Genomic DNA, 22,132 nt, shown 5'->3' on the forward strand with positions numbered 1-22,132 from the left:
TGACGCGCGTGACCGACACCCGCGCCCGCGACGGCAGCGCCATAGTCCTGGAGAACCTGGGGCTGAACAACAACTACAGCCCGGTCGCCCGCACGACCTCCTGGTCCGGGACGGCGGGAGCCTTCGGCTTCGTCACCCTCGCCTATCCCACCGAACGCCGCTCGGACGGTACGACGGTCGTGGTCTCCGGTGCCTCGGTGCCGTACGCCACGTGCTCGGCCTTCGAGTACGGCGGCCGGGCCCTGTCGTCGTGGAGCGAGTTCAGCGTCGACGGCCACTGGGTGAAGGTCTCGCGCCGACGGCTGGCCGTCACCCGGCGCGGCAGGTCCCTCCGCCTCCGCGTGGCCGGTCGCCGCTACCGGTACGGGCAGGCGGGCAGCCTCCTCCGGCACGAGCTGAGCCGCGACGGGGCCACCGTCGTCATGGAGCGCTCGTCCTGGTCGGACCCCGCGACGCTCTCCGGCGGCTGGCGCGGCGAGGCCGACGGCATGGACGTCGCCCTGGCGCTCCTGCTGGAGGGCGTCTACACCCGCCATCTGTCGCTGGCCGGAGCGCTGGTCTCACTGCCGGGCCGCTTCCTGTCCGCCGTCGGCTCGCTGGGCTGAGCGGCAGGGGTCAGTCCCCGCCCTCCTCCCTCGGTCTGCCGCTGGCCCAGCGGGGGTCGTTCTCCCACTCGGAGGTGCGCTCGCGGGCGGTCTCCAGGGCGTGCTCGGCCTCGGCGCGGGTCGCGTAGGGGCCCATCCTGTTCTTGCCGGGGGACTGCGGGCCTTCCTCGACCTGCCCCGTTTCCACGTTGTAGAAGAAGTCGCCCGGCTTGCCGATCAGCCGCTGCTTCCGCTTGAAGAGAGCCATGCCCCCATCGTCGCGCACCGCCCCGCGCGGCGCAGCACGCCGGGGACGGCCCCATTAGACTCGCGGGCATGTCTGGCCAGTCGCTTCTTGTCCCCGGCACGGTCTCCCCCCGTCGCTCCGTGCCCGCATCGATCGCCCGTCCCGAGTACGTCGACAAGCCCGCCCCCGCGCCGTACCAGGGGCCCGAGGTGCAGGACGCGGAGACGATCGAGCGGATGCGCGTCGCGAGCCGTATCGCCGCGCAGGCGATGGAGGAGGCCGCGAAGCACATCGCGCCGGGGGTCACCACGGACAAGCTCGACGAGGTGGCGCACGACTTCATGGTCGACCACGGCGCGTACCCCTCGACGCTCGGCTACCGGAACTTCCCCAAGTCCCTGTGCACCTCCGTCAACGAGGTCATCTGCCACGGCATCCCCGACTCCACGGTGCTGCGCGACGGGGACATCGTGAACCTCGACGTGACGGCGTTCATCGGCGGCGTCCACGGCGACAACAACGCGACCTACCTGGTCGGCGACGTGGACGAGGAGCCCCGGCTGCTCGTGGAGCGCACCCGCGAGTCGCTGGCCCGGGCGATCAAGGCCGTGAAGCCGGGCCGCCAGATCAACATCATCGGGCGGGTCATCGAGTCCTACGCCAAGCGGTTCGGCTACGGCGTGGTCCGGGACTTCACCGGCCACGGCATCAACACCTCGTTCCACTCCGGCCTGATCATCCCCCACTACGACGACCCGCGCGCCACGACGGTGATCAAGCCGGGGATGACCTTCACCATCGAGCCGATGCTGACCCTGGGCACGTACGAGTGGGAGATGTGGGACGACGGCTGGACGGTCGTCACCAAGGACCGCAGGCGCACGGCGCAGTTCGAGCACACGCTGGTCGTCACGGAGACCGGGGCGGAGATTCTCACGCTCCCGTAGGTTTACGCGCCGCTCAGTTTTTTCCGACAGCACGTCGGCAACCGGTTGACTTAGGTAAGCCTAAGTAGCAGGATCGAGCATAGCCCGTCCTGCTCCGAGGAGGTCCGCCTTGCCCTCTCCCGCCGCCGACACGACCACCGCCGCCGCCGACACCCCGTTCTCGACCCTGATCCGCACGGCGTCGCGCGACGCGCACACCGAGGCGCACGACACCGCTTTCATGGGCGAGATGCTCGGCGGCCGGCTCGGGAGGGACGCCTACACGCGCTACACCGAGCAGCTCTGGTTCGTCTACCGCGCGCTGGAAGGAGCGGCCGAGCGCCTCTCCGCCGACCCCGTCGCGGGCCCCTTCGTGCGCGGCGAGCTGTTCCGCCTGCCCTCGCTGGAGCGGGACCTCGACCATCTGCACGGGGGCACCGCCTGGCGGGAGACCCTCGCCCCGCTCCCGGCCACCGCGGCGTACGTGGCCCGGATCGGCGAGGTCGCCGAGGGCTGGCCGGGCGGCTATGTCGCCCACCACTACACCCGCTATCTCGGCGACCTCTCCGGCGGCCAGGTCGTCCGCGACGTCGCGGAGAAGACCTGGGGCTTCGCGCGCAAGGGCGACGGCGTGAGGTTCTACGTGTTCGAGGACATCTCCAACCCGGCCGCGTTCAAGCGCGAGTACCGCGCGCTGCTGGACGCCATCGCGGCGGACGACCTGGAGAAGCAGCGCATCGTCGACGAGTGCCGCCGGGCGTACGCGCTGAACATCGCGATCCTCCAGGACCTGGACGCCCGCTTCAAACTCACCGCCTGAGACCGGGCCCCGGCCCCGGCTGCCCCTTCCCGCGCATCGCGGACTGCGGGTATGCCCTGGCTGGTCGCGCAGTTCCCCGCACCCCTGAAGCTGCCCCTCCGGGGCGCTTCCGGGCGCACGAGTGCCCCGTCAGGGGCGCGGGGAACTGCGCGCTCAGCCACGACGCACTCGCACCGCGCAAAGCACCGGCGGGGGCAACCCGAACCCGGCGCAGTACAGCGCAGCACAGCGCGGGGCAATCGGGTTTCCCGGCGCCGCCCCGCGAGGAAAAGGCGTTGCGGGTGCAGACGGCGCGCTGGGCACAATGAACGGGTTCACAGCGTTTCTCAGGGGGAGTTGAACCCGTCATGTCTCACGTCGAGATGCCCGGCGCCCGGGTGCCGATCCGGATGTGGACCGACCCGTCCACCGTCGAGGACGGGGCGCTCCAGCAGCTCCGCAACGTCTCCACGCTGCCCTGGATCAAGGGCCTCGCCGTCATGCCCGACGTGCACTACGGGAAGGGCGCGACGGTCGGCTCCGTCATCGCGATGCGGGGCGCCGTGTGCCCGGCCGCGGTCGGCGTGGACATCGGCTGCGGGATGTCCGCGGCGAAGACGTCGCTGACCGCGAACGACCTGCCGGGCGACCTCTCGCGGCTGCGCTCGAAGATCGAGCAGGCCATTCCGGTGGGGCGCGGCATGCACGACGACGCCGTGGGCCCCGACCGGGTGCACGGGCTCCCGACGTCCGGCTGGGACGACTTCTGGTCGCGCTTCGACGGCGTCGCGGACTCGGTGAAGTTCCGTCAGGAGCGGGCCACCAAGCAGATGGGCACGCTCGGCGGCGGCAACCACTTCATCGAGGTCTGCCTCGACGAGGACGGCGCGGTGTGGCTGATGCTGCACTCCGGTTCGCGGAACATCGGCAAGGAGCTGGCCGAGTTCCACATAGGCGAGGCCCGCAAGCTGCCGCACAACCAGGGCCTGGTCGACCAGGACCTCGCGGTCTTCGTCGCGGACACCCCGCAGATGGCGGCCTACCGGCACGACCTGTTCTGGGCGCAGGAGTACGCGAAGCACAACCGCGCCCTGATGATGGGGCTGCTCCAGCAGGTGGTCCGCAAGGAGTTCAAGAAGGCGAAGCCGACCTTCGAGCAGACCATCTCCTGCCACCACAACTACGTGGCGGAGGAGCGGTACGAGGGCATGGACCTGCTCGTCACCCGCAAGGGCGCGATCCGCGCGGGCAGCGGCGAGTTCGGCATCATCCCGGGCTCGATGGGCACGGGCTCGTACATCGTCAAGGGCCTCGGCAACACCGCCTCGTTCAACTCGGCCTCGCACGGCGCGGGCCGCCGCATGAGCCGGAACGCCGCGAAGAAGCGGTTCTCGGCTCGGGACCTCGCCGAGCAGACGCAGGGTGTGGAGTGCCGTAAGGACTCGGGGGTCGTGGACGAGATCCCGGGCGCGTACAAGCCGATCGAGCGGGTCATCGACCAGCAGAGGGATCTGGTTGAGGTCGTCGCGAAGTTGAAGCAGGTTGTGTGCGTCAAGGGTTGACGGAGCCTGAGTTCCGGGTTCGGGTTGCCCCTGACTGTGCTTCGCGGGCTGCGGGCGCGTCGTGGCTGGTCGCGCAGTTCCCCGCGCCCCTGAAGCAGCCCCTTCGGGGCGCTTCCGGGCGCTGGAGCGCCCCGTCAGGGGGCGCGGGGAACTGCGCGCTCGGGCGGGACGCTCCCGCGGTCCGCGACGCGCAGGACGGGGCACCCCGGACCCGGAGTGATCTCGGCGGCGCCCCTTCCTGGATGGTCCGGTAACGTCCCCGGCATGTACGACGAGGCACGGGCGGAGCAGGAGCGGCTGAGGGCCCTCGTACGGGCAGAGTCCGCGCCGGGGCTCCGGCTGGACGGCACCGTCGCCGGTGCCGACGTCGCGTATGACGACGAGTCCGGGGTGTGCGCCGCAGCCGTCGTCGTAGTCGACAGCCGCACCCTCGACGTCCTGGACCGTGCGGTCGCCGTACGCCCGGTCGAGTTCCCCTACGTCCCCGGCCTGCTGGCCTTCCGCGAGGCCCCGCCGCTGCTCGCCGCGCTCGACGAGCTGCGTGCGCGCCCCGACATCCTGGTCTGCGACGGCTACGGGGTCGCGCACCCGCGCCGCGTCGGGCTGGCGAGCCACGTGGGGGTGCTCACCGGCATCCCGTCCCTGGGCGTCGCCAAGAATCCGCTGACCTTCACGCACGGGGAGCCGGGCGAGGAGCGGGGCTCCTGGGCGCCGTTGACGGACGCCGCGCACGGCGACGAGGTCGTGGGCCGCGCCCTGCGCACCCGGGACGGCGTCAAGCCGGTCTATGTCTCGTCCGGCCACCTCGTCGGCCTGGACGACGCCTGCGCCCTGACCCTCCGCCTCACGCCGCGCTACCGCCAGCCGGAGACGACCCGCCTGGCCGACCGGCTGTGCCGCGACGCGCTGAAATCAGGAATCCCCCGGTAAACAGAAATCCCCCGCATCTCAATTCCCCCTCTCCGCACATGAGTTACGCATCTTGGCGAGCGGGCGTCACCTGAACCACCATGGGCGAGTTGTGAAAAGCCAGCGGATCGACTGCGTTCTCGTCGGAGACAACAACCTTCTCATCGCGTGCGCCGATGTCCTGCTGGAATCCGGGCACGACATTCGCGCAGTCATCACCTCGGACCCCGATATCGACGCATGGGGACGGCGTGGACGAGAGATTCCTCGGCCTCCTCAACGCGGGATACGGCGACCAGTGGCTCAAGCCCGCCCGTACGGCCGCCGAATGGATCGCCGCCCTCGCCGGGTTCCCGTCCAACGGGCCGACGGGGCAGGTCTTCAGCTACCGCCGCAAGGTCACCTGATGCCCGGCCGTGCGCCGGAGACCGCCGCGCGCTTCGACTTCCACGCCCCGGAGTTCCGGGCCGACCCGTGGCCGGTCTACCGCGCGATGCGGGAGGCCGGGCCCGTCCACTACTCCGCGCCCGCGGGCTGCCACGTGGTCGTCGGCCACGCGGCGGTCAGGGACGGGCTCGTCCACGAGGACGTCGTGACGGACTTCCCGTTGACCGACGGCCAGATGGAGCGCCTGAGCGCCGCGAGCCACCGCACCGCGCCCTACCCGGGCTTCCTCTACCGCGGACCCCGGAAGGGCTTCGCCCGCCTCGACCCGCCCGTCCCGGGGACGTAGCCGGGTCAGGCGGCGAGGGCCGTCAGGCCCGTGCGCCAGGCCTTGTCGAGGTCCGCGTCCGGGGGAAAGCGGCCGTGGATCTCCAGCGCGACCATGCCGTGGGCGAACGCCCAGACCGCGCGCGAGAGGTGCTCCGAGCCGCCGCACGCGCGCACCAGCGGCATCGCCGTGCGCTCCTCCAGCCCCTCGGGCAGGGCCTCGCGCGGCAGGGGGCGCTCGGTCGAGAGCCGGTAGAGGTGGGGGTGGGCGAGGGCGTACGTCCGGTAGGCGACGAAGAGTTCGGCCAGCGGGTCGGAGGACGCGCGGGCCTCGGCGGCCTCCAGGGCCTCGGCCATTTCCTCGAAGAGGACGGAGATCAGCGCGGTCTCGACCGCGTTCTTGTCCGGGAAGTGCTTGTAGAGGGACGGCGCCTTGATGCCGAGGCGGTCGGCGAGGCGGCGCATCGTGAGCGCGTCCGCGCCCTCCTCCTCCAGGAGCGCGCGGGCGGTCTCGACGATCTGCTGGGCGCGCGGGGAGCGCCCGTTGCTCTGGTCAGCCACGCTGGAAGCCTTCCTTGCTCCGGAGCCCGTAACCGAGCGCCCGGTCGTACGAGATGTGAGCGAGCCAGCCGCAGAACCCGGCGAAGAGCGGCGGCCAGTCCACCGGAGTGACCGTATAGGCCACGATCAGGGCGACGGGGACGAGGGCCCGGTGTCCCGCGTTGTAGAACGGCACCGCGCGGCGCGGGAGCTGCCCCGGCTCCGTGCGCCCGTCGCGGTGGCCGATGAAGAGCGCGAAGTCGGGGGCGAGGAAGAAGCCGAACGCGAAGGCGGCGGCGAGCCAGCCGTGGTTGACGCCCTCCAGGACCGCGAAGGCCGTCCAGAACAGCCCGTTGGCCAGCCAGGCGCCGCGGCGGACCACGGCGGGGACACCGATCCGGGCGCGGGCGGCGGTGGGGTTCACGGAACTCATCGGGGTCTCCTGTCGTCGGCGCTGCCGGTGCGGTGCGGCGCAGTGCGCGGCTAACGTTGTTAGCTACGTCTACGACGGTACGGCTAACGGTGTTAGCCGTCAAGCCTTCCCCGGAAACCGGAAACCCGGAGCCCTGGAGGCCCGGAAATGGGAGCGGGCCGTGTCCCCGGCCGGGAAGCCGGGGACACGGCCCGCTCGCGGGAGAGCTGGACCGTCAGCTCTCGGTCGGGGTGGCGGCCGGAGTGGCGGCGCTGTTGCGGCGGCGCGCGGCGTAGACGGCCGCGCCGCCGAGCACGGCCAGGGCGGCGGCGCCGCCCATCAGCGCGCCGGAGGGCAGGTCCGCGCCGGTAGAGGCGAGGGCGCCGTCGGTGCCGATGTCGCTGCCCGCGTCGCCGGAGCCGCCGACGGTGCCCGCGCCGCCGGACGCGCCGTCGTCACCGGCACCGCCGCTCCCGGCCTCGGAACCGGAGCCGGAGTCCGAACCGCCGCCCGCGCCCGGCAGTTGGGCGTTCTCGTCGAGCGAGACGGAGGCGGTGACCGGGTCGAGCTTGTCGCCCGCCTTGTAGAAGCCGCCGAACGCCTTCGCGCCGCTCCCGGTGAGCGTGGCCGGGGCCTTCTCGACCGTGACGACGTCCTTCTCGGCGTCCAGCGCGCCGGAGGGCAGCTTGAGGGTGGCGACGGTGAGGTTGTCGTACGTGGAGACCTTGCCGCTCTCGCGGTCCTTGGCCTTCACATCGGAGACCAGGCTGCCCTTGGTGCCGTTCGCCTTGACCTTGAACTGCGAGAAGGTGAGGTCGAGGACGTACTCGCCGCTCTCCTTGTGGCCGAGGAAGCGGACACCGCCCCGGAACGAGGCGTCGAGGGAGTTCTTCTCCGCCTTGCCGCTGCCCTTGGGGAAGCGGTAACCGCCGGAGGTCTTCTTCGCGCCGCCGGACAGCTCGGCCTTGCCCTTCGCGATGGGGCCGGTGATGTAGTCGCGGAACGACTTCTTCACGCCCCAGTCGAGATTGCCGTCGACGATCGCGCCGGAGGCGGCGTTGCCGCTGCCGGAGCCGCTGCCGCCGCCACTGCCGCCGGAGCCCTCGGAGCCGCCGGAACCGGAACCGGAACCGGTGGAACCGCCGGACGTGCCCGGGCCGCCGGACGTGCTCGAACCGCCGGACGAGCCGTCGCCGGAGCCGCCCGTACCGGTGGAGCCCCCGGTGCCGGAGGAGCCGCCGCTGCCGCCCGTACCGCCGGTCCCGCTGCCGCCGGAGCTGCCCGCACCGCCCGTGCCGCCGCCCGAGTTGGCCTTGACGGCGAGGGTGACCGGGTCGAGCTTCTCGCCCTTCTCGTAGTAGCCCTCGAAGGCGTCCGAGCCGCCCTCGGTCAGGGTCGCCGGGATGTCGGCGAACGTCATCGCGCCGCCCTCGCCCTGCCCGGGCTTGACCTCGGAGAGGTCGAGGGTGGCCAGCTCGACGTCGTTCTTCTTCGCCTTCGGCGTGGTCACGTCGGCGGAGAGGGCGCCGCCCTTGCCCTTCGTGACCATCTTCAGGTCGCTCAGCTCGATGTCGAGCGCGCCCTTGTGACCGTAGAGGTGGACGCTGCCCTGGAAGGCGGTGTCCACCGCGTGGGTGCCCGTGTCGTACGAGCCCTTGCCGCCGGTGAAGCGGAACGAGCCGTCGGCGTTGGTCTTCGCGCCGTCGGCCACCGTGATCTTGCCGCCGGCTATCGGGCCCGTGAGGTAGTCGCGGAACGACTTCTTGATGCCCCAGTCCAGCGTGCCGTCCGTGAGCGGGATCCCGGCGGCGGGGGCGGCCGGGGCCGCCGGGGCCGCGAGCACGGGCGGCGCGAACGCGGTGACGCCCAGCACGGTGGCCGCCGCCGTGACGACGGCGAGCGCGGCGGCGCGGGGACGGGGGCGAGCGGTGACGGTCATGGTCCGTGAGTCTCCTGACGGTGAACGGTGATGGGGTGGGTGGGAGGGTTCAGTCCGTGGTGGACGGCGAGGCCGCGCGCCGCTTGCGTACGACCGCGAAGGCGACGCCCGCGGCGAGCAGGACGGCCGCTCCGGCGCCGGTCGCGACGTACGGGACCGCGGAGGAGTCGGAGGAGTCCGCGGCGTTCTCGGTCCTGGCGGGCTTCTCCGGCCGCCGTTCCGATGTGCCGTCACCGGAAGTGGAGCCGCTGCCGAGGTCGGGCAGGGCGGGGAGTTCGGCCTTGTCGTCGAGGGCGACGGCGAGCGAGAGGGGGTCCATCTTCGCCCCCTTCGCGTACATCCCGGCGAACGCCTTCGAGCCCTCCTCCGTGAGCGTGGCCGGGGTCTCGGTGAGGGCGATCAGCCCCTTCTCCGGCTTCAGGTCCCCCTCCTTCGCCGCGAACGTGACGAGCGGGCGGCCCTTCTCCGTACGCCCCTTGGCGGTGACGTCGGCGGAGAGGGTGCCCTCGCCGTCCTTCACCGTGACGGAGAGGGCGGAGAGGGTGAGGCCGAGATGCTCGCCCTCGAAGCGCACGGCTCCGGAGAAGTCCGCGTCGAGGGTGCCCTTCTTCGCGTCGTACTCCCCCTTGCCGCGGGGGAAGCGGAAGAGGGCTCCGCCGTCCTTCGCGCCGCCGGAGAGCTTCCACTCGCCCTTGGCGATCGGCCCGGTGACGTACTCGCGGAAGGTCCGGCGCACACCCCAGTCGACGGCGGCGTCCTCGATACGCCCGCCCTCGGCACCCTTGGCGGGCTTCTTGCCGGACTCCTTCTCCTTTTCCTCCCTCTCCTTCTTCTCCTTCTTGTCCTTCTTCTCGGGCGTGGCCGGGCTGCGGACATCGGCGGAGAGGCTGACGGGGTCGAGCCGGGTGCCCGCCTCGTAGTACCCCGCGAAGGACTTGGCGCCCTCCGAGGTGAGCGTGGCGGGGACGCGGGTGAGGGTGATCGGGCCGCTGCCGCCACGCATGTTCACGCCGGAGAGGTTCAGCGAGGCGAGCGGCACCTGTGCGGCGCTGCTGAACTTCCCGGTGCTCTTGGCCCTGCTGCGGATGTCGGCGTAGAGCGTGCCGGAGGTGCCGGAGGTGCCGGAGCCCTTGCCGGAAATGCGCACGGTGGGGCGGGAGATGGTGAGGTCCAGCGCGTTCGAGCCGTTCTTGCGGTGCCCCGTGAAGTGGACGCCGCCGGAGAAGCCCGCGTCGAAGCTCCCGGTGTCCGGGTCGTAGCCGCCCTTGGCCGAGTGGAAGCGGAACTGGCTCTCGCCCGCCGTGGCCGCGCCGCCCGTCAGGGTCCAGCGGCCCTGCGCGATGGGCCCCGTGACGTAGCTCTGGAACGAGGACTTGATGCCCCAGTCCAGCCGCCCGCCGGAGACCGTGCGCTCCTCCGCGTGCGCGGGCGCCGCCGGGAGCGCGAGCGGGAGCAGCGCGGCCGGGACGACGACCGCGAGGGCGGCCGGCAGCGGCGTGCGGGCACGGGCGCGGGTGCGGGCGCGTCTGGCGTACGGCATCGGTGTTTCTCCAGGGGCAGCCGGGGCTAGCTAATGAGGTAAGGCTAACCTAAGCTATCCATGACTCCGCCGGAACCCCCTCGGGCCCGGCACACCGCGTGAAAGGCCCCCGAAGTGCGTCAAAGAGCCCGGCCCCTCGGAGTGTTCGCGGCGGCGACCGCCCTCGCGCTCGCCCTCTCCGGCTGCGGAGGCTCCTCCTCGGCGGACGAGGGCGCGACAAAGGACCGGGGCCCGCGGCACTCCGCCGTCGACCGCGCGGAGCCCCTCTCCGGGGCGGCCCCGGAGCCGGAGCTGCCCGCGAAGGTGAGGTCCGCCGACGGGCGTACGGTCACGGTGCGCAGCGCCGAGCGGATCGTCCCGCTGACCGGCTCCCTCTCGGAGATCGTCTACAGCCTCGGGCTCGGGAAGCACGTCGTCGCCCGCGACATCACGACGACGTTCGCGCAGGCGAAGAAGCTGCCGGTGGTCACCCGCGCCCACGACGTCTCGGCCGAGAGCGTGCTCTCCCTGAAGCCGAACCTCGTCCTGGCCGAGACCACCACGGGCCCGTCCGAGGCGATCGACCAGATACGCGACGCGGGCGTCCCCCTCGTCGTCCTCGACCCCGCGAAGAGCCTCGGCGACGTGGACGACCGCATCGAGGCGGTCGCCGGGGCCCTGGGCGTGGCCGAGGCGGGCGACCGGCTGAGCGCGCGAACGGACCGCCGTATCAAAGCCGTTCGCGACCACATACCGGAAGGCGGCGCTCAACGGCCCCGCGTCGCCTTCCTCTACGTCCGCGGCTCCGCCTCCGTCTATCTGCTGGGCGGCGCCCGCTCCGGCGCCTCCTCGCTGATCGAGGCGGCGGGCGGCAGGGACGCGGGCAAGGAGTCCGGCCTGAAGAAGGACTTCACGGCCATCACCAGCGAGGCCCTCGCCAAGGCCGCGCCCGACGTGATCCTCGTCATGACGAAGGGTCTCGACTCGGTGGACGGGATCGACGGCCTGCTGAAGATCCCCGGCGTCGCGGAGACACCGGCGGGCCAGGACCGCCGCATCGCCACGATCGACGACGGCGTGCTCCTCAACTACGGGCCCCGCACGGACAAGGTCCTCAAGGACCTCGCCGCGCAGTTCCACGAGGGCGGCGCCAAGTGACGGCGGTCGCGGAGGCCGGTCCCGAACCCGGAGCCGACTCCGAAGCCGAGCCGGGAGTGCCGGCCGCCGACCCCGACCGTCCCGCGCGGCGGCGCGGCGTCGCGCCGCTGCTCACCGCCGGGCTCCTCGCGGCGCTCGCCGCGCTCGCCCTGGTGTCGGCCGGGATCGGCGCGTACGCCATCCCGGTCGGCGACGTGCTCGGCTCCGTCCTGCACCGCGCCGGGCTCGGCGGCGCGGAACTGGACCGGGTCGCGGAGAGCGTGCTGTGGAACGTACGGCTGCCGCGCGTCGTCCTCGCCGTCCTCGTCGGGGCCTCGCTGGGGTGCGCGGGAGCGCTGATGCAGGGCGTGTTCGGCAATCCGCTCGCCGAACCCGGCGTCATCGGCATCTCCTCCGGCGCGGCGGTCGGCGCGGTCGCCTCGATCGCGCTCGGCCTCAGCTTCTTCGGCAACTGGACGGTGACGGCCTGCGCGTTCGTCGCCGGGCTCGCGACGGTGCTCCTCGTCTACGCGCTGTCGCGGTCGGGCGGCCGTACGGAGGTCGTGACGCTGATCCTCACCGGCATCGCGGTGAACGCCTTCGCGGGCGCGCTGATCGGGCTGTGCGTCTTCTTCGCCGACAACGCGCAGATCACGCAGATCACCTTCTGGCAGCTCGGTTCGCTGGCGCAGGCCACGTGGCCGAAGGTGCTGGCCGTACTGCCGTGTGCCCTCGCGGGCCTGCTGATCGCGCCCTTCTACGCGAGGAAGCTGGATCTCTTGGCGCTGGGCGAGCGCCCGGCACGTCATCTGGGCGTCGACGTGGAGCGTTTGCGGCTGGTCCTCGTCCTGGTTGTCGCCCTCCTGACGGCTGCCGCTGTGGCTGTCGCCGGGATCATCACGTTCGTAGGCCTCCTGGTCCCGCACCTGCTGCGGATGGCCGCGGGGCCGGGGCACAGGTTCCTCGTTCCCGGGAGCGCCCTGGGCGGGGCGGTGGTCCTGGTCGCGGGCGACCTCGCGGCCCGCACGGTGGCCCAGCCCGCCGAACTCCCCCTGGGCGTCCTGACCGCCCTCCTCGGCAGCCCCTTCTTCTTCTGGCTCCTGAGAAGAACCCGCCGCCGCCAGGGTGGCTGGGCGTAAGAGGGTGCGCCTATCCGCCATAGAGCCACGGGGCACGTGCGCGCCTGCGGGTGCGTCGTGCTCGCTCGCGCAGTTCCCCGCGCCCCTTCGGGGCGCTTCTGCCGGGGCCCTTGCCTTCCCCCTGCTGCGCTTGGGGGAGAAGGGCTGGCAAGCGCAGCTCACTTTGTCGGGTACGTACACGTAATCGCTGGAGGTCAGCAGGATGTTCAGGGTTCGTCAGAAGGGGGCCGTGCCTCAGGTGGTGCGCAATGCCCACGCGCTCGCGGAGGCTGAGGGGGTGAGCCTCTCTCTCGGGGGCCGGAACGTCGTACGGGACGTCAGTCTCGGCGTGCGTACAAGCGAGGTGCTCGCACTCGTCGGGCCCAACGGCGCCGGAAAGTCGACCCTCCTGGCCGCGCTCGCCGCCGACCTCCCCCTCACCTCCGGCGAGGTGAGGATCAACGGCCGCCCCGCGAGGGACTGGAGCGCACGCCAGCTCGCCACGCTGCGCGCGGTGCTGCCGCAGGCGGCGACGCTCGCGTTCCCGTTCACCGTGGCGGAGGTCGTGGAGATGGGCCGCGCTCCATGGGCGGGCACGGAGGCCGAGGACGAGGACGAGAGGGCTGTCGCGGAGGCGATGGAGGCCGCGGAGGTCTCCGCGTTCGCCGCCCGCCCCTTCTCCGCGCTCTCCGGCGGCGAACGCGCCCGCGTCGCGTTCGCCCGCGTCCTCGCGCAGCGCGCCCCGCTCCTGCTGCTGGACGAGCCGACCGCCGCGCTCGACCTGCGCCACCAGGAACTCGTGCTGCGGGTCTGCCGCGAACGGGCCGCCGCGGGCGACGCGGTGGCCGTCGTGCTGCACGACCTCGGCCTCGCGGCGGCGTACGCGGACCGGATCGCGGTGCTGCACGACGGCGGCCTGGCCGCGTACGGGACCCCGGGCGAGGTCCTGGACCCGGAGCTGCTCGGCCGCGTCTACCGGCAGCCCGTCGAGGTGCTGCCCCACCCGCGTACGGGCGAGCCGCTGGTCCTCCCCGTGCGCTGACGGCACGGCAAGGTAAGGTGCGTTCGCGCGAGGCCGCAGGGGAGGGCGGGAGAGGGTGGCAGAGGTGGGGTGCAGGTGAGTGTGCGCGTGAGTCACCGGGTGAAGGGCGTGGCGCGGGGCGCCGTCCTGGCCGCCGCGCTGACGGCGTCCCTCGCGGGGTGCGTGACGGTGCACGGCGAGACGGCCGTGGTCCCCGCCGTCGGCAAGGACGAGGCCGCGAAGGTGCTCAAGACCTTCACGGCCAGGAACAACAAGGCCAACAGCGCCTACGACACCGAGCTGAACGCCGCGATCGAGACGGGCGCGCTCGGCGCCATCGACCAGGCGGGCCTCAAGTCCCGCAAGGAGATCCGGCCCCGCGGCAATCCGGACTACCGGCGGCTGGAGCTGACCGACACCCGCTATCTCATCCCGAAGCAGGCGGGCTGGCCGAAGTTCTTCGTGACGGACTCGGCGAGCAACCGCAAGGGCGGGGGCCGCTGGCTCTTCGTCTTCCAGCGCGACAGCGCGGACGCGCCCTGGAAGGCGTCCTACCTCTCCATCGTCCAGCCCGACAAGATGCCGGACCTCGCCACCGACAAGGAGGGCCACGTCGAGGCCGTCCCCACGGGCGCGGACTCGGGCCTGACGCTGGCGCCGGGCGCCCTGAGCAAGGCGTACGCCCGCTATCTCCAGGAGGAGTCGGGCACCGCCTTCGCGCCGGGCCCGTACACCACGGCGCAGCGCGCCCAGCGCGAGCGGCAGATGAAGCGGGAGAACGTGCGGAACGAGTACGCGGACCAGGCCGCGCGCCCCCCGCAGTTCAACCCCTTCGGGCTGCGCACCGAGAACGGCGGGGCGCTGGTCTTCTTCTCCTCGCTCCACCACCACAAGCAGACGCTGCCGCGCGGCTACAAGCCGAAGATCAAGGACCCCCTGGTCAAGGCGCTGCTCTCGGGCACACCCAAGCAGTCGGTGACCTTCGTCCGTACGGCCGAGCAGGTGGTGACCGTCCCTCCGAAGAAGGACGGCGGCAAGATCACCTTCCTCAACCGCATCTCGGGCCTGACCTCGGCCCAGGGGCAGTAGGCCGCACAGGGCCCGGGCGGCGCCGCTACCTCACGGACGGCCAGGGCGCGGCCTCTTCCACGCCGCCGCCCTCGGCCGCGTACACGGCGCAGGCGTCGGTGAGCGTCTCCAGCAGGGCGAGCGGCTCCGGCAACGGGGTGCCGGGCTGGGGCGGACGCAGCCACCGGACCTCGTCCTCGGGCCCCTCCCCCGGCAGGACCGCCGGAGGCAGCAGCACATAGCTGCCCCGGCAGTGCCAGCGCAGCCCGGGGTGCTCGTCCATCGTCTCGGGGTGGCAGTCCAGCTCGCAGGGCCACCACTCGTCCTCGTCGTCGGGCGTGCCCCGGGTGGCGGTGAAGAAGAGCATCCGGTCGCCGCCGTCGAGCGCGACGGGGCCCAGCGCGGTGCCGTCGGCGCCCGGGCCCGGACCCCCCGCGCCCTCGGCGGCCTCGAACTGGCCCAGCGCCGCGTACCCCGCCTCGGCCGGGACGTCCAGCACGTCGTGGGCGCGGCCGGTGGCGGTGACGAAGTTGGCCAGCGGCTCGGCGCGCAGCCAGCGCTCGATCTGGGCCGGGTCGGTGGTGGCCTGGGTCTGCCAGGCGAAGGAGACGGGGTGCCGCCCCGGGGTGGGGCAGCCGATGCGCACGCACGAACATCCGTACCCGGACGGGTGGGCGGCGGGGGCGAGGGGGAAGCCCGCGGCCGCCGCGGTCAGCAGGAGCTCCTCACGGACGCGCGCCGCTTCGGCGGCGCTCCCCGCGCCGCCCCGCGCGCCGCTCCGGGGGCGCCTTCCGGACCCCTCGGGCCGGGGACGGCCTCCCCTGCGACGCAGCCACTGGGCGAACCTGCTCCCGCTTTCCATCTACCGCCTCACTCCGCGACCGAGAACCGTGATTTCCGAGGGTACGCAGCAAAAGGCGCGCTCAGGCCGGAATCCACGGATCACGGATGTCCGTCCTCTATCCTGCGCCCCGTCCGCCACCCCTCTCCACGCGGGGGTACGCGGGAGCACCGGGCGCTCGGCCCCTGCTCACCGGCCCGCCACTCGACCGGGCGCCTCACAAGGCACACCGGAAAGTCGGCACCTAGCTTGGTGGGCATGGTCACAAAGGCGATCCTCGTCTCTCTGGTCACCCTGGCAACCGCCGCCTCCTCCACCGCCGTCGCCACGGCCGTCCCCACGGACCCGTCCTCCTCGGACAGCGCGACGGGCGCGGAAGCCCTGCCCAAGGTCGTCTACACCGCGCACCGCGGGGGTGCGCTGGAGGTCCCGGAGAACAGCATGTCGGGACTGACCGCGACCTTCGAGCGGGGCCACGCGCCGGTCCTCGACATCGACATCCGGATGCTGAAGGACGGCACGCTCGTCGCCATGCACGACGCGACCCTGGACCGGACGACGGACTCGCACGGGCCGGTACGGGCGCTGACCCTGCGGGAGTGGCGGAAGGTGCGCATCCAGCCCTCGCCCGTGCTGAGCGGGCGGTGGCCGCCGGAGCCGCCGCCGACCCTGCGCGAGATCCTCGACCGGTTCGGCGGGCGTACGCCCCTGATGCTGGAGCTGAAGGACCCGAAGGGGCTCGACCGGCTCACCACGATGCTGCGGTCCCGGAAGCTCACGCGCTCGGTCTACCTCAACACCAACCGGCTGCGGCTCGCGGTCCGCGCGCACCGGCGCGGACTGCTGACGGCGGTGTGGCGCTCGGCCCGGCAGCTCCCCGGCGACCACCCGGAGCGGTGGACGCGGAACGTGAACATCCTCAGCGTGGACCACGAGACCCCGGCCCCGCACATCCGCAGGGCCCTGCGCTCGGGGATCCACCACATCTGGGCGCACACCGTGAACACCCCGGCCGACCGGGACCGGATGCTGAAGCACGGCGTGCGCGGCATCGTCACCGACGTCCCCAGCCTGCTGGGGAGCCGCCCTGCCGTACGGCACCCGGCGGCGCCCTGAGCCCCGCCCCTCTAGGGGGTGTCAGACACCCCCTAGCCGCGGGGCGCGAAGGCGCGGAGCGCCATGTCGACCAGGCGGTCGGCGAACTCGTAGCTCAGCTCGCCGTAGCGGGTGAGCCAGCGCTGCTGGAAGGGGCTGAGCAGGAACTCGACGGCGAACGCCAGGTCGAGGTCCGGGTCGATCTGGCCGGCCTCCTGCGCGGAGCGGAGCCGGCGCTCGTAGACCTGCTGGCCGGGCTCCGACAGGCGCTCGTAGAACTGCGCGGCCAGCTCGGCGTCGGCGGCGCCCGCGATGGCGAGCGCGCGGTACGGGGCCTCGAAGGCGGGGTCGGTGAACTCGTCGACGGTCGCGTGCAGCACCTGCCTGAGGTCGGCGGCCAGGTCCCCGGTGTCGGGGAGGCCCTGCGCGTACTCCTCCTGCGCCTCATCGGTGGTCTGGGTGAAGGCGTCGAGCAGGACGGCGGCCTTGGAGGGCCACCAGCGGTAGATCGTCTGCTTGCCGACGCCCGCGCGGGAGGCGATGGCCTCGATCGTGAGCTTGTTGTACCCGACCTCGCCGACCAGCTCCATGCTCGCCCGCAGGATCGCGCGACGGGAGCGCTCGCTGCGGCGGGAGGCGTCGGGGGGCGTCTTCGTCGCGGGCGTCTTCGCGGCGGAAGTCTTCGCGGCGGGCGTCTTCGCGGATGTCGTAGCCATGGCACGAATCTAGCAATGGACTGAGACGAGACGAACCGTCTTGACAAGACGCACCGTCTCGCTGCATTCTCGATACATCGCAGCGAGACGAACCGTCTCGTTCGATCCACGCGAAGGGAGCCAGCCATGAGCAAGGGCCGAGCCGGAAACATGCTGGGTGTGGGCGGTACGCGCGCCACGCTGTCCAAGAAGAAGCTGCGCGGCGGCGCCTCCCACGGGGGGTACGGGCCGGGCGGCGCGGCGGACCCGGCCGCGCAGAAGCGCGAACTGCTCCGCAGGTTGCGGGAGTCGCGGGAGTAACCCCGGCCGGCCTCCGCATGACCGGCTATCGACAAACCCTGTCCGCATCTCGGCGAAACGGCTCCTCACGGAGGACCATGGGCGCAGCATGCGCACCGACCCCGTGAGGAGCCTTCGTTGTACGTGCCCCGTCACTTCCTGATGTGCCCGCCGGAGCACTTCCGTGTCACCTACTCCATCAACCCCTGGATGGACCCCGGCAAGCCGGTGGACCTCCCGCTCGCCCTGACCCAGTGGGAAGACCTGCGGGACCGCTACCGCGCCCTGGGCCACACCGTCGACGTCCTCGACCCGGACCCCGGCCTGCCCGACATGGTCTACGCGGCGAACGGCGCCACCGTCGTCGACGGCCGCGTCCTGGGCGCCCGCTTCGCCCATCCCGAGCGCGCCGACGAGGCCGCGGCCCACCGCGCCTGGTACCGCGCGCACGGCTACGCGGACGTCCGCGAGCCCGAGCACATCAACGAGGGCGAGGGCGACTTCGCCGTCACCGCCTCCTGGCTGCTGGCCGGGCGCGGCTTCCGCTCCAGCCCGCTCTCGCACGGCGAGGCCCAGGAGTACTTCGGACGCCCCGTCCTCGGCCTGGACCTGATCGACCCGCGCTACTACCACCTGGACACGGCGCTGTGCGTGCTCGACGCCGCCCGCGACGACGTCATGTACTACCCGCCCGCGTTCTCCCCCGGCAGCCAGGCCGTGCTGCGCCGTCTCTTCCCCGGCGCCCTGATCGCCGAGGAGCCCGACGCGCTCGCGCTGGGCCTCAACGCGGTGAGCGACGGCCACCACGTCCTGCTCCCCCAGGCCGCCACGGGCCTCTTCGACCCGCTCAGGGAACGGGGCTACGAGCCGGTCCCGATCGACCTGACCGAGCTGCTGAAGGGAGGGGGCAGCGTCAAGTGCGTCACGGCCGAACTCCGGTCCTAGCCGTGCGCCGGTGACCGGACCGCCGTCCGGCACACGATGCCGGCCAGCCGGCCCGCCGACTGGCCGGCCCGCAGCCCCCGGGCCTCAAGGCCGCCCGGCCCCCTCCCACGTGTCGCCCCACTCCGCCTTACGGGCCTCGCGGTACGCCTCGCCGTGCCGCTTGGTCACGGTCGCCCCCTCCAGCCCCACCCCGTCGCACAGGTCGAGCAGCACCTGCCCCTTGCGGGTCCGGGGCCTGCGCACGATGCGCGCCCGCGCGGGGAGACCGCCGGTCACGCCGTCCCGTACGGCCGCGACGTAGCTGAACTTCTCGTCCTCGTGGCCGAGTTCGCCGCCCTTCACCCGGCGGTGCAGGGAGGAGCGGGCGACCCGGACCGCGAAGTGGCACCAGTCCTCGCCGACCACGATCGGGCACGTCCCGCTGTGCGGGCACGGCGCGATCACCCGCAGCCCCGCCGCGATCAGCGCGTCCCGCGCCTCGCGGATCCGCAGATAGCCGTCGGGGGTGCCCGGCTCGACCAGCACCACCGCGCCCCCGGCGGCCCCCGCCGCCGCCTCGACGGCCGCGCGCCGGTCGCCGGGCTCCAGCTCGCCCAGCACGTACGAGAGGGTCACGAGGTCGGCGTGCGGCAGCTCGCCGCCGCCGTTCTTGAGCGAGCCCCGTGTCCAGCGCGCGTCGATCCCCGCCTCCTCCGCCAGCTCCTGCCCGAGGTCGAGCGCGGGCCCCGCCCAGTCGACGACGGTCGAGGCCACGCCGGACCATGTCCCGGCCACGGCCCAGGTCGCGGCGCCCGTCCCGCCGCCGATGTCCAGATGGCTGCCCGGCGCCCACGAGGGCGCCCGGAGGGCGAGCGCGTCGAGGGCGGCGCCGGCGGCGGCGTGGGTCGCGGGCATCCGGTACGCGGCATACGCCACGACGTCCGCGCGGTCCCGCAGCACGGGGGCGTCGGTGGGCGTCTCGCCCCGGTAATGGGCGATCAGCCGGTCGACCGCGGCCGAGGTCTGAGCGGCGGACAGCCCACCGAGCCGAGCGGCGAGAACATCCCGAAGATCGTACGAGGTCACGCCCCTATTCTCCCCCACGTCCGTGCCCCGCCAGGGGCGCGGGGAACTGCGCGCCCAGCCACGACGCACCCGCGCCCGGCAACGCACGGCCCGGGGCACCCCGTACCCCGCCCCCTCGCAAGCGCAGTGGGAGGGAGGGACGGCGCAGCGGGAGGGAGAAGTTGGGGGGTCAGCTCAGGGTGGCTGAGGCCAGGTGGGAGGCGGCGGCGAGGCGGGGGGTGTTGTGTGCGGGTCTCCTCACGGGGTGAACCGTGTTCGCGAGCAGGATCAGGAACGTGTCCGAGACGGGGTCGAGGACCATGCTCGTGCCCGTGAAGCCGGTGTGGCCCGCCGCCCGCGAGGAGAGGGCGCCCGTGAACCACCGGGCACGGTCCCCCGCCGGGAGCCCAAGGCCCGGCGGCTCCAGCAGCAGCGCGACAGAGGAGGGCGCGAGGATACGGGCGGGCCCGTACGCGCCGCCGCTCAGCAGCGTCCGGCACAGCACCGCGAGGTCGTACGCGGTGGAGAACAGCCCGGCGTGCCCGGCGACGCCGGCCATCGCGTAGGCGTTCTCGTCGTGGACACGGCCGTGCACGAGGCCCCGGTTCAGCTTGGCCCAGGGCTTGCGCTGGTCCTCGGTCGCGGCGATCCGGCCGCGCCAGCCGCGCGGCGGGCAGAAGCGCGTGCGGTCCATTCCCAGGGGGCGGGTGATGCCGTCCCGTACGAGGACGTCCAGCGGGCGCCCCGTGACCCGCTCCAGGATCCGCTGGAGCAGCAGCGGGTTGAGGTCGGAGTAGCGGTACGACTCGCCGGGGTCGGTCAACGGCGGCTCGCGCCAGAGCAGTTCGGCGTGCTCGGCGGTGTTGTACTCGTACAGCGGCAGTTCGGCGCGGAGGCCGGAGGTGTGTCCGAGCATGTGCCGTACCGTGATGCCGTGCTCGGGCGCGGGCACGCCCTCCTCCGCGTACCGCGTGATCGGCGCGTCCAGCTCCAGCGTGCCGCGCTCGATCTGCTGGAGGGCCGCGACGGCGGTGAAGACCTTGGTGACGGAGGCGAGGTCGAAGACCGTGCCCGTCTCCATCGGCAGCCACTTCTCGGGCGGCAGTTCGACGCCCCCGTCCGCCTCCGGGTCGTAGGAGGCGTAGCGCAGCGCCCAGCCGGTGGCGTGTTCGAGCGCGACGTACGGGCCGCGCCCCGCCAGCACGACGGCGCCCGCGCACCATCCGGCGGCGGGCAGCCCGTCGACGTCGGCCGCGAGCGCGGTCAGTTCTCCCCCGTCGAGTCCGGCCTTCTCCTGGAACCGCCGCAGCGCGGCGGCGCCGGAGGAGGCCGGTCGTCTCAGTCGCGTGCGCGCCATGGGCGGCAGAGTGCCACGAACGCGAGCGCCGCGATGAGCACCGCGCTGGCCTGGACCAGGGCCATGGGGACGGCCGTCTGCTCGCCCGCGATGCCGACGAGCGGCGAGGCGATGGCGCCGACCAGGAACTGCGAGGTGCCCAGCAGCGCGGAGGCGGAGCCCGCGGCGTGCGGGGTGCGCATGAGGGCCTGCGAGTTGGCGTTGGGCATCACGAGGCCCATGCCGGACATCAGCACGAAGAGCCCGGCGGCGAGCGGCACGAGGCCGACCCGGCCGAAGGCCCCGCTGGTCATGAGGACGAGCGCGGCGGCGGCGAGCCCGATCTGGCAGAGCCCGAAGGTGATGACGCGGTCGAGCGGGACGCGGCCGACGAGGACCTTGCCGTTGAGCTGGCCGAGGGCGACGAGCCCGATGGAGTTGACCATGAACAGCAGGCTGAAGGTCTGCGGCGAGGCCCCGTAGATCTCCTGCACGACGAACGGCGAGGCGGAGACGTACGAGAAGAGCGCGGCGAAGGTGAAGCTGGCCATCAGGAGATAGCCGGTGAAGACCCGGTCGCCGAGCAGCCCGCGCATGGTGCGCAGCGCGTCGGGCAGGCCGCCGGAGTGCCGGTTCTCGCGGGCCAGGGTCTCGGGCAGCGCGCGCAGCAGGACGACGACCATCACGAGGCCGATCGCGGCGAGGACGAGGAAGACGCCGCGCCAGTCGGTGAAGCGGAGGACCTGGCCGCCGAGGACGGGCGCCAGGATCGGCGCGACGCCGGATATGAGCATCAGCGTCGAGAAGAACCGGGCCATCGCGAGGCCGTCGTACAGGTCGCGGACGATCGCGCGGGCGATGACGATGCCCGCCGACCCGGCGAGCCCCTGGACCAGCCGGAAGACGGTGAGGGTCTCTACGGTGGGCGCGAAGGCGCAGACGGCGCTGGCCACGACGTACCCGCTCATGCCGATCAGCAGCGGGCGGCGGCGGCCGAAGCGGTCGCTCATGGGGCCGACGACGAGCTGCCCTACCGCGAGCCCGACCAGGCAGGCGGTGAGCGTGAGCTGCGCCGTGGCGGCGGGGGTGTGCAGGACGCCGCTGACCTCCGGCAGTGCCGGGAGGTACATGTCCATGGAGAGCGCGGGGAGCGCCGTGAGGCCGCCGAGGATGAAGGTGAGCAGCAGTCCCGCCCGGCGGCGGCGCGTGAGGGGCGGTTCGGTGGGGGCGGATCCGGAAGCGGGGGCGGATGCCGTGTGCTGGCCGGATATGGCTTCGGCCGGTCGCGGTGGGCCGGGGTTGGTCATGCACCTCTCCAGGAGATTGTCAGCGGTGTGAACATTCTCCCAGGAATTCCACCCCCGGCCCAGGGCTTTACGGTGAG

At 72.8% G+C, this 22,132-nt stretch carries 24 protein-coding genes; 14 read left to right on the top strand and 10 right to left on the bottom strand.

Annotated elements, in window-relative coordinates:
• Positions 1–8 precede the first annotated feature (8 nt).
• Positions 9–605 (top strand): hypothetical protein, encoded by a 597-nt coding sequence (locus ABD343_RS24635; RefSeq protein ID WP_344531503.1) that lies wholly within the window; start codon positions 9–11, stop codon positions 603–605.
• Between the two features lie 10 nt (positions 606–615).
• On the opposite strand, the gene ABD343_RS24640 is transcribed toward ABD343_RS24635, so the two are convergent.
• Complete coding sequence (locus ABD343_RS24640; protein ID WP_344531504.1) at positions 616–852, bottom strand: hypothetical protein; 237 nt, start codon at positions 850–852, stop codon at positions 616–618.
• 68 nt (positions 853–920) lie between these two features.
• On the opposite strand from ABD343_RS24640, the gene map reads away from it, so the two are divergent.
• From map to ABD343_RS24670, 6 genes are all read left to right on the top strand, one after another.
• Positions 921–1,778, top strand: a complete 858-nt coding sequence (gene map / locus ABD343_RS24645; protein WP_344531505.1) for a type I methionyl aminopeptidase — start codon at positions 921–923, stop codon at positions 1,776–1,778.
• A gap of 109 nt (positions 1,779–1,887) precedes the next feature.
• The gene (locus tag ABD343_RS24650; RefSeq protein ID WP_344531506.1) at positions 1,888–2,577 is read left to right on the top strand and encodes a biliverdin-producing heme oxygenase; all 690 of its coding nucleotides are present in this window, start codon (positions 1,888–1,890) and stop codon (positions 2,575–2,577) included.
• 347 nt (positions 2,578–2,924) lie between these two features.
• The gene (locus ABD343_RS24655) at positions 2,925–4,118 is read left to right on the top strand and encodes an RtcB family protein (protein WP_344531507.1); all 1,194 of its coding nucleotides are present in this window, start codon (positions 2,925–2,927) and stop codon (positions 4,116–4,118) included.
• 264 nt (positions 4,119–4,382) lie between these two features.
• Positions 4,383–5,048 (top strand): endonuclease V, encoded by a 666-nt coding sequence (locus tag ABD343_RS24660; protein ID WP_344531508.1) that lies wholly within the window; start codon positions 4,383–4,385, stop codon positions 5,046–5,048.
• 230 nt (positions 5,049–5,278) lie between these two features.
• Entirely contained in the window at positions 5,279–5,434 is a 156-nt protein-coding gene (locus tag ABD343_RS24665) for a hypothetical protein (protein WP_344531509.1), read from the top strand.
• Complete coding sequence (locus ABD343_RS24670) at positions 5,434–5,760, top strand: hypothetical protein (RefSeq protein ID WP_344531510.1); 327 nt, start codon at positions 5,434–5,436, stop codon at positions 5,758–5,760. The genes ABD343_RS24665 and ABD343_RS24670 overlap by 1 nt, the downstream gene beginning before the upstream one ends.
• A gap of 5 nt (positions 5,761–5,765) precedes the next feature.
• Here the strand turns inward: ABD343_RS24670 and ABD343_RS24675 are convergent, their stop codons facing one another.
• From ABD343_RS24675 to ABD343_RS24690, 4 genes are all read right to left on the bottom strand, one after another.
• Positions 5,766–6,299 carry a TetR/AcrR family transcriptional regulator gene (locus ABD343_RS24675; RefSeq protein ID WP_344531511.1) on the bottom strand — a complete coding sequence of 178 codons (534 nt, stop codon included), beginning with the start codon at positions 6,297–6,299 and terminating at the stop codon, positions 5,766–5,768.
• A complete protein-coding gene (locus ABD343_RS24680; RefSeq protein ID WP_344531512.1) occupies positions 6,292–6,711 on the bottom strand; it encodes a DUF4260 family protein in 420 nt (139 codons plus the stop codon). Before ABD343_RS24680 ends, ABD343_RS24675 begins: the two co-directional genes overlap by 8 nt.
• A 214-nt stretch (positions 6,712–6,925) precedes the next feature.
• Complete coding sequence (locus ABD343_RS24685) at positions 6,926–8,629, bottom strand: HtaA domain-containing protein (RefSeq protein ID WP_344531513.1); 1,704 nt, start codon at positions 8,627–8,629, stop codon at positions 6,926–6,928.
• 49 nt (positions 8,630–8,678) lie between these two features.
• Positions 8,679–10,169 carry an HtaA domain-containing protein gene (locus ABD343_RS24690; protein WP_344531514.1) on the bottom strand — a complete coding sequence of 497 codons (1,491 nt, stop codon included), beginning with the start codon at positions 10,167–10,169 and terminating at the stop codon, positions 8,679–8,681.
• Positions 10,170–10,283: 114 nt separating this feature from the next.
• Here ABD343_RS24690 and ABD343_RS24695 point away from each other — a divergent pair, with 114 nt between their 5' ends.
• From ABD343_RS24695 to ABD343_RS24710, 4 genes are all read left to right on the top strand, one after another.
• A complete protein-coding gene (locus tag ABD343_RS24695; RefSeq protein WP_344531515.1) occupies positions 10,284–11,306 on the top strand; it encodes a heme/hemin ABC transporter substrate-binding protein in 1,023 nt (340 codons plus the stop codon).
• A 56-nt stretch (positions 11,307–11,362) separates the two neighbouring features.
• Positions 11,363–12,424, top strand: a complete 1,062-nt coding sequence (locus tag ABD343_RS24700; protein ID WP_425578293.1) for a FecCD family ABC transporter permease — start codon at positions 11,363–11,365, stop codon at positions 12,422–12,424.
• A 202-nt stretch (positions 12,425–12,626) separates the two neighbouring features.
• The gene (locus ABD343_RS24705) at positions 12,627–13,445 is read left to right on the top strand and encodes a heme ABC transporter ATP-binding protein (protein ID WP_344531516.1); all 819 of its coding nucleotides are present in this window, start codon (positions 12,627–12,629) and stop codon (positions 13,443–13,445) included.
• 87 nt (positions 13,446–13,532) lie between these two features.
• The gene (locus ABD343_RS24710; protein ID WP_344531517.1) at positions 13,533–14,513 is read left to right on the top strand and encodes an SCO2278 family lipoprotein; all 981 of its coding nucleotides are present in this window, start codon (positions 13,533–13,535) and stop codon (positions 14,511–14,513) included.
• A 25-nt stretch (positions 14,514–14,538) separates the two neighbouring features.
• Here ABD343_RS24710 and ABD343_RS24715 read toward each other — a convergent pair whose 3' ends face one another.
• On the bottom strand, positions 14,539–15,354 hold the full coding sequence (locus ABD343_RS24715) for a bifunctional DNA primase/polymerase (protein WP_344531518.1): 816 nt from the start codon (positions 15,352–15,354) through the stop codon (positions 14,539–14,541).
• A gap of 237 nt (positions 15,355–15,591) precedes the next feature.
• On the opposite strand from ABD343_RS24715, the gene ABD343_RS24720 reads away from it, so the two are divergent.
• Entirely contained in the window at positions 15,592–16,449 is an 858-nt protein-coding gene (locus ABD343_RS24720) for a glycerophosphodiester phosphodiesterase (RefSeq protein WP_344531519.1), read from the top strand.
• A gap of 32 nt (positions 16,450–16,481) precedes the next feature.
• Here the strand turns inward: ABD343_RS24720 and ABD343_RS24725 are convergent, their stop codons facing one another.
• Positions 16,482–17,144: a TetR/AcrR family transcriptional regulator gene (locus ABD343_RS24725; protein ID WP_344531520.1), complete on the bottom strand. Its 663-nt coding sequence runs from the start codon at positions 17,142–17,144 to the stop codon at positions 16,482–16,484.
• 126 nt (positions 17,145–17,270) lie between these two features.
• Here ABD343_RS24725 and ABD343_RS24730 point away from each other — a divergent pair, with 126 nt between their 5' ends.
• Together ABD343_RS24730 and ddaH are read left to right on the top strand one after the other, a co-directional pair.
• The gene (locus ABD343_RS24730) at positions 17,271–17,444 is read left to right on the top strand and encodes a DUF6243 family protein (protein ID WP_344531521.1); all 174 of its coding nucleotides are present in this window, start codon (positions 17,271–17,273) and stop codon (positions 17,442–17,444) included.
• Positions 17,445–17,561: 117 nt separating this feature from the next.
• Entirely contained in the window at positions 17,562–18,368 is an 807-nt protein-coding gene (gene ddaH / locus ABD343_RS24735) for a dimethylargininase (RefSeq protein ID WP_425578259.1), read from the top strand.
• Positions 18,369–18,452: 84 nt separating this feature from the next.
• Here the strand turns inward: ddaH and ABD343_RS24740 are convergent, their stop codons facing one another.
• From ABD343_RS24740 to ABD343_RS24750, 3 genes are all read right to left on the bottom strand, one after another.
• A complete protein-coding gene (locus ABD343_RS24740) occupies positions 18,453–19,433 on the bottom strand; it encodes a small ribosomal subunit Rsm22 family protein (RefSeq protein WP_344531522.1) in 981 nt (326 codons plus the stop codon).
• A gap of 169 nt (positions 19,434–19,602) precedes the next feature.
• Complete coding sequence (locus tag ABD343_RS24745; RefSeq protein WP_344531523.1) at positions 19,603–20,769, bottom strand: serine hydrolase domain-containing protein; 1,167 nt, start codon at positions 20,767–20,769, stop codon at positions 19,603–19,605.
• The gene (locus tag ABD343_RS24750; RefSeq protein WP_344531524.1) at positions 20,751–22,055 is read right to left on the bottom strand and encodes a multidrug effflux MFS transporter; all 1,305 of its coding nucleotides are present in this window, start codon (positions 22,053–22,055) and stop codon (positions 20,751–20,753) included. Before ABD343_RS24750 ends, ABD343_RS24745 begins: the two co-directional genes overlap by 19 nt.
• Positions 22,056–22,132 lie beyond the last annotated feature (77 nt).

Origin of the sequence: Streptomyces albiaxialis (genome assembly GCF_039530985.1) — a bacterium.
Taxonomy (GTDB): Bacteria; Actinomycetota; Actinomycetes; order Streptomycetales; family Streptomycetaceae; genus Streptomyces; species Streptomyces albiaxialis.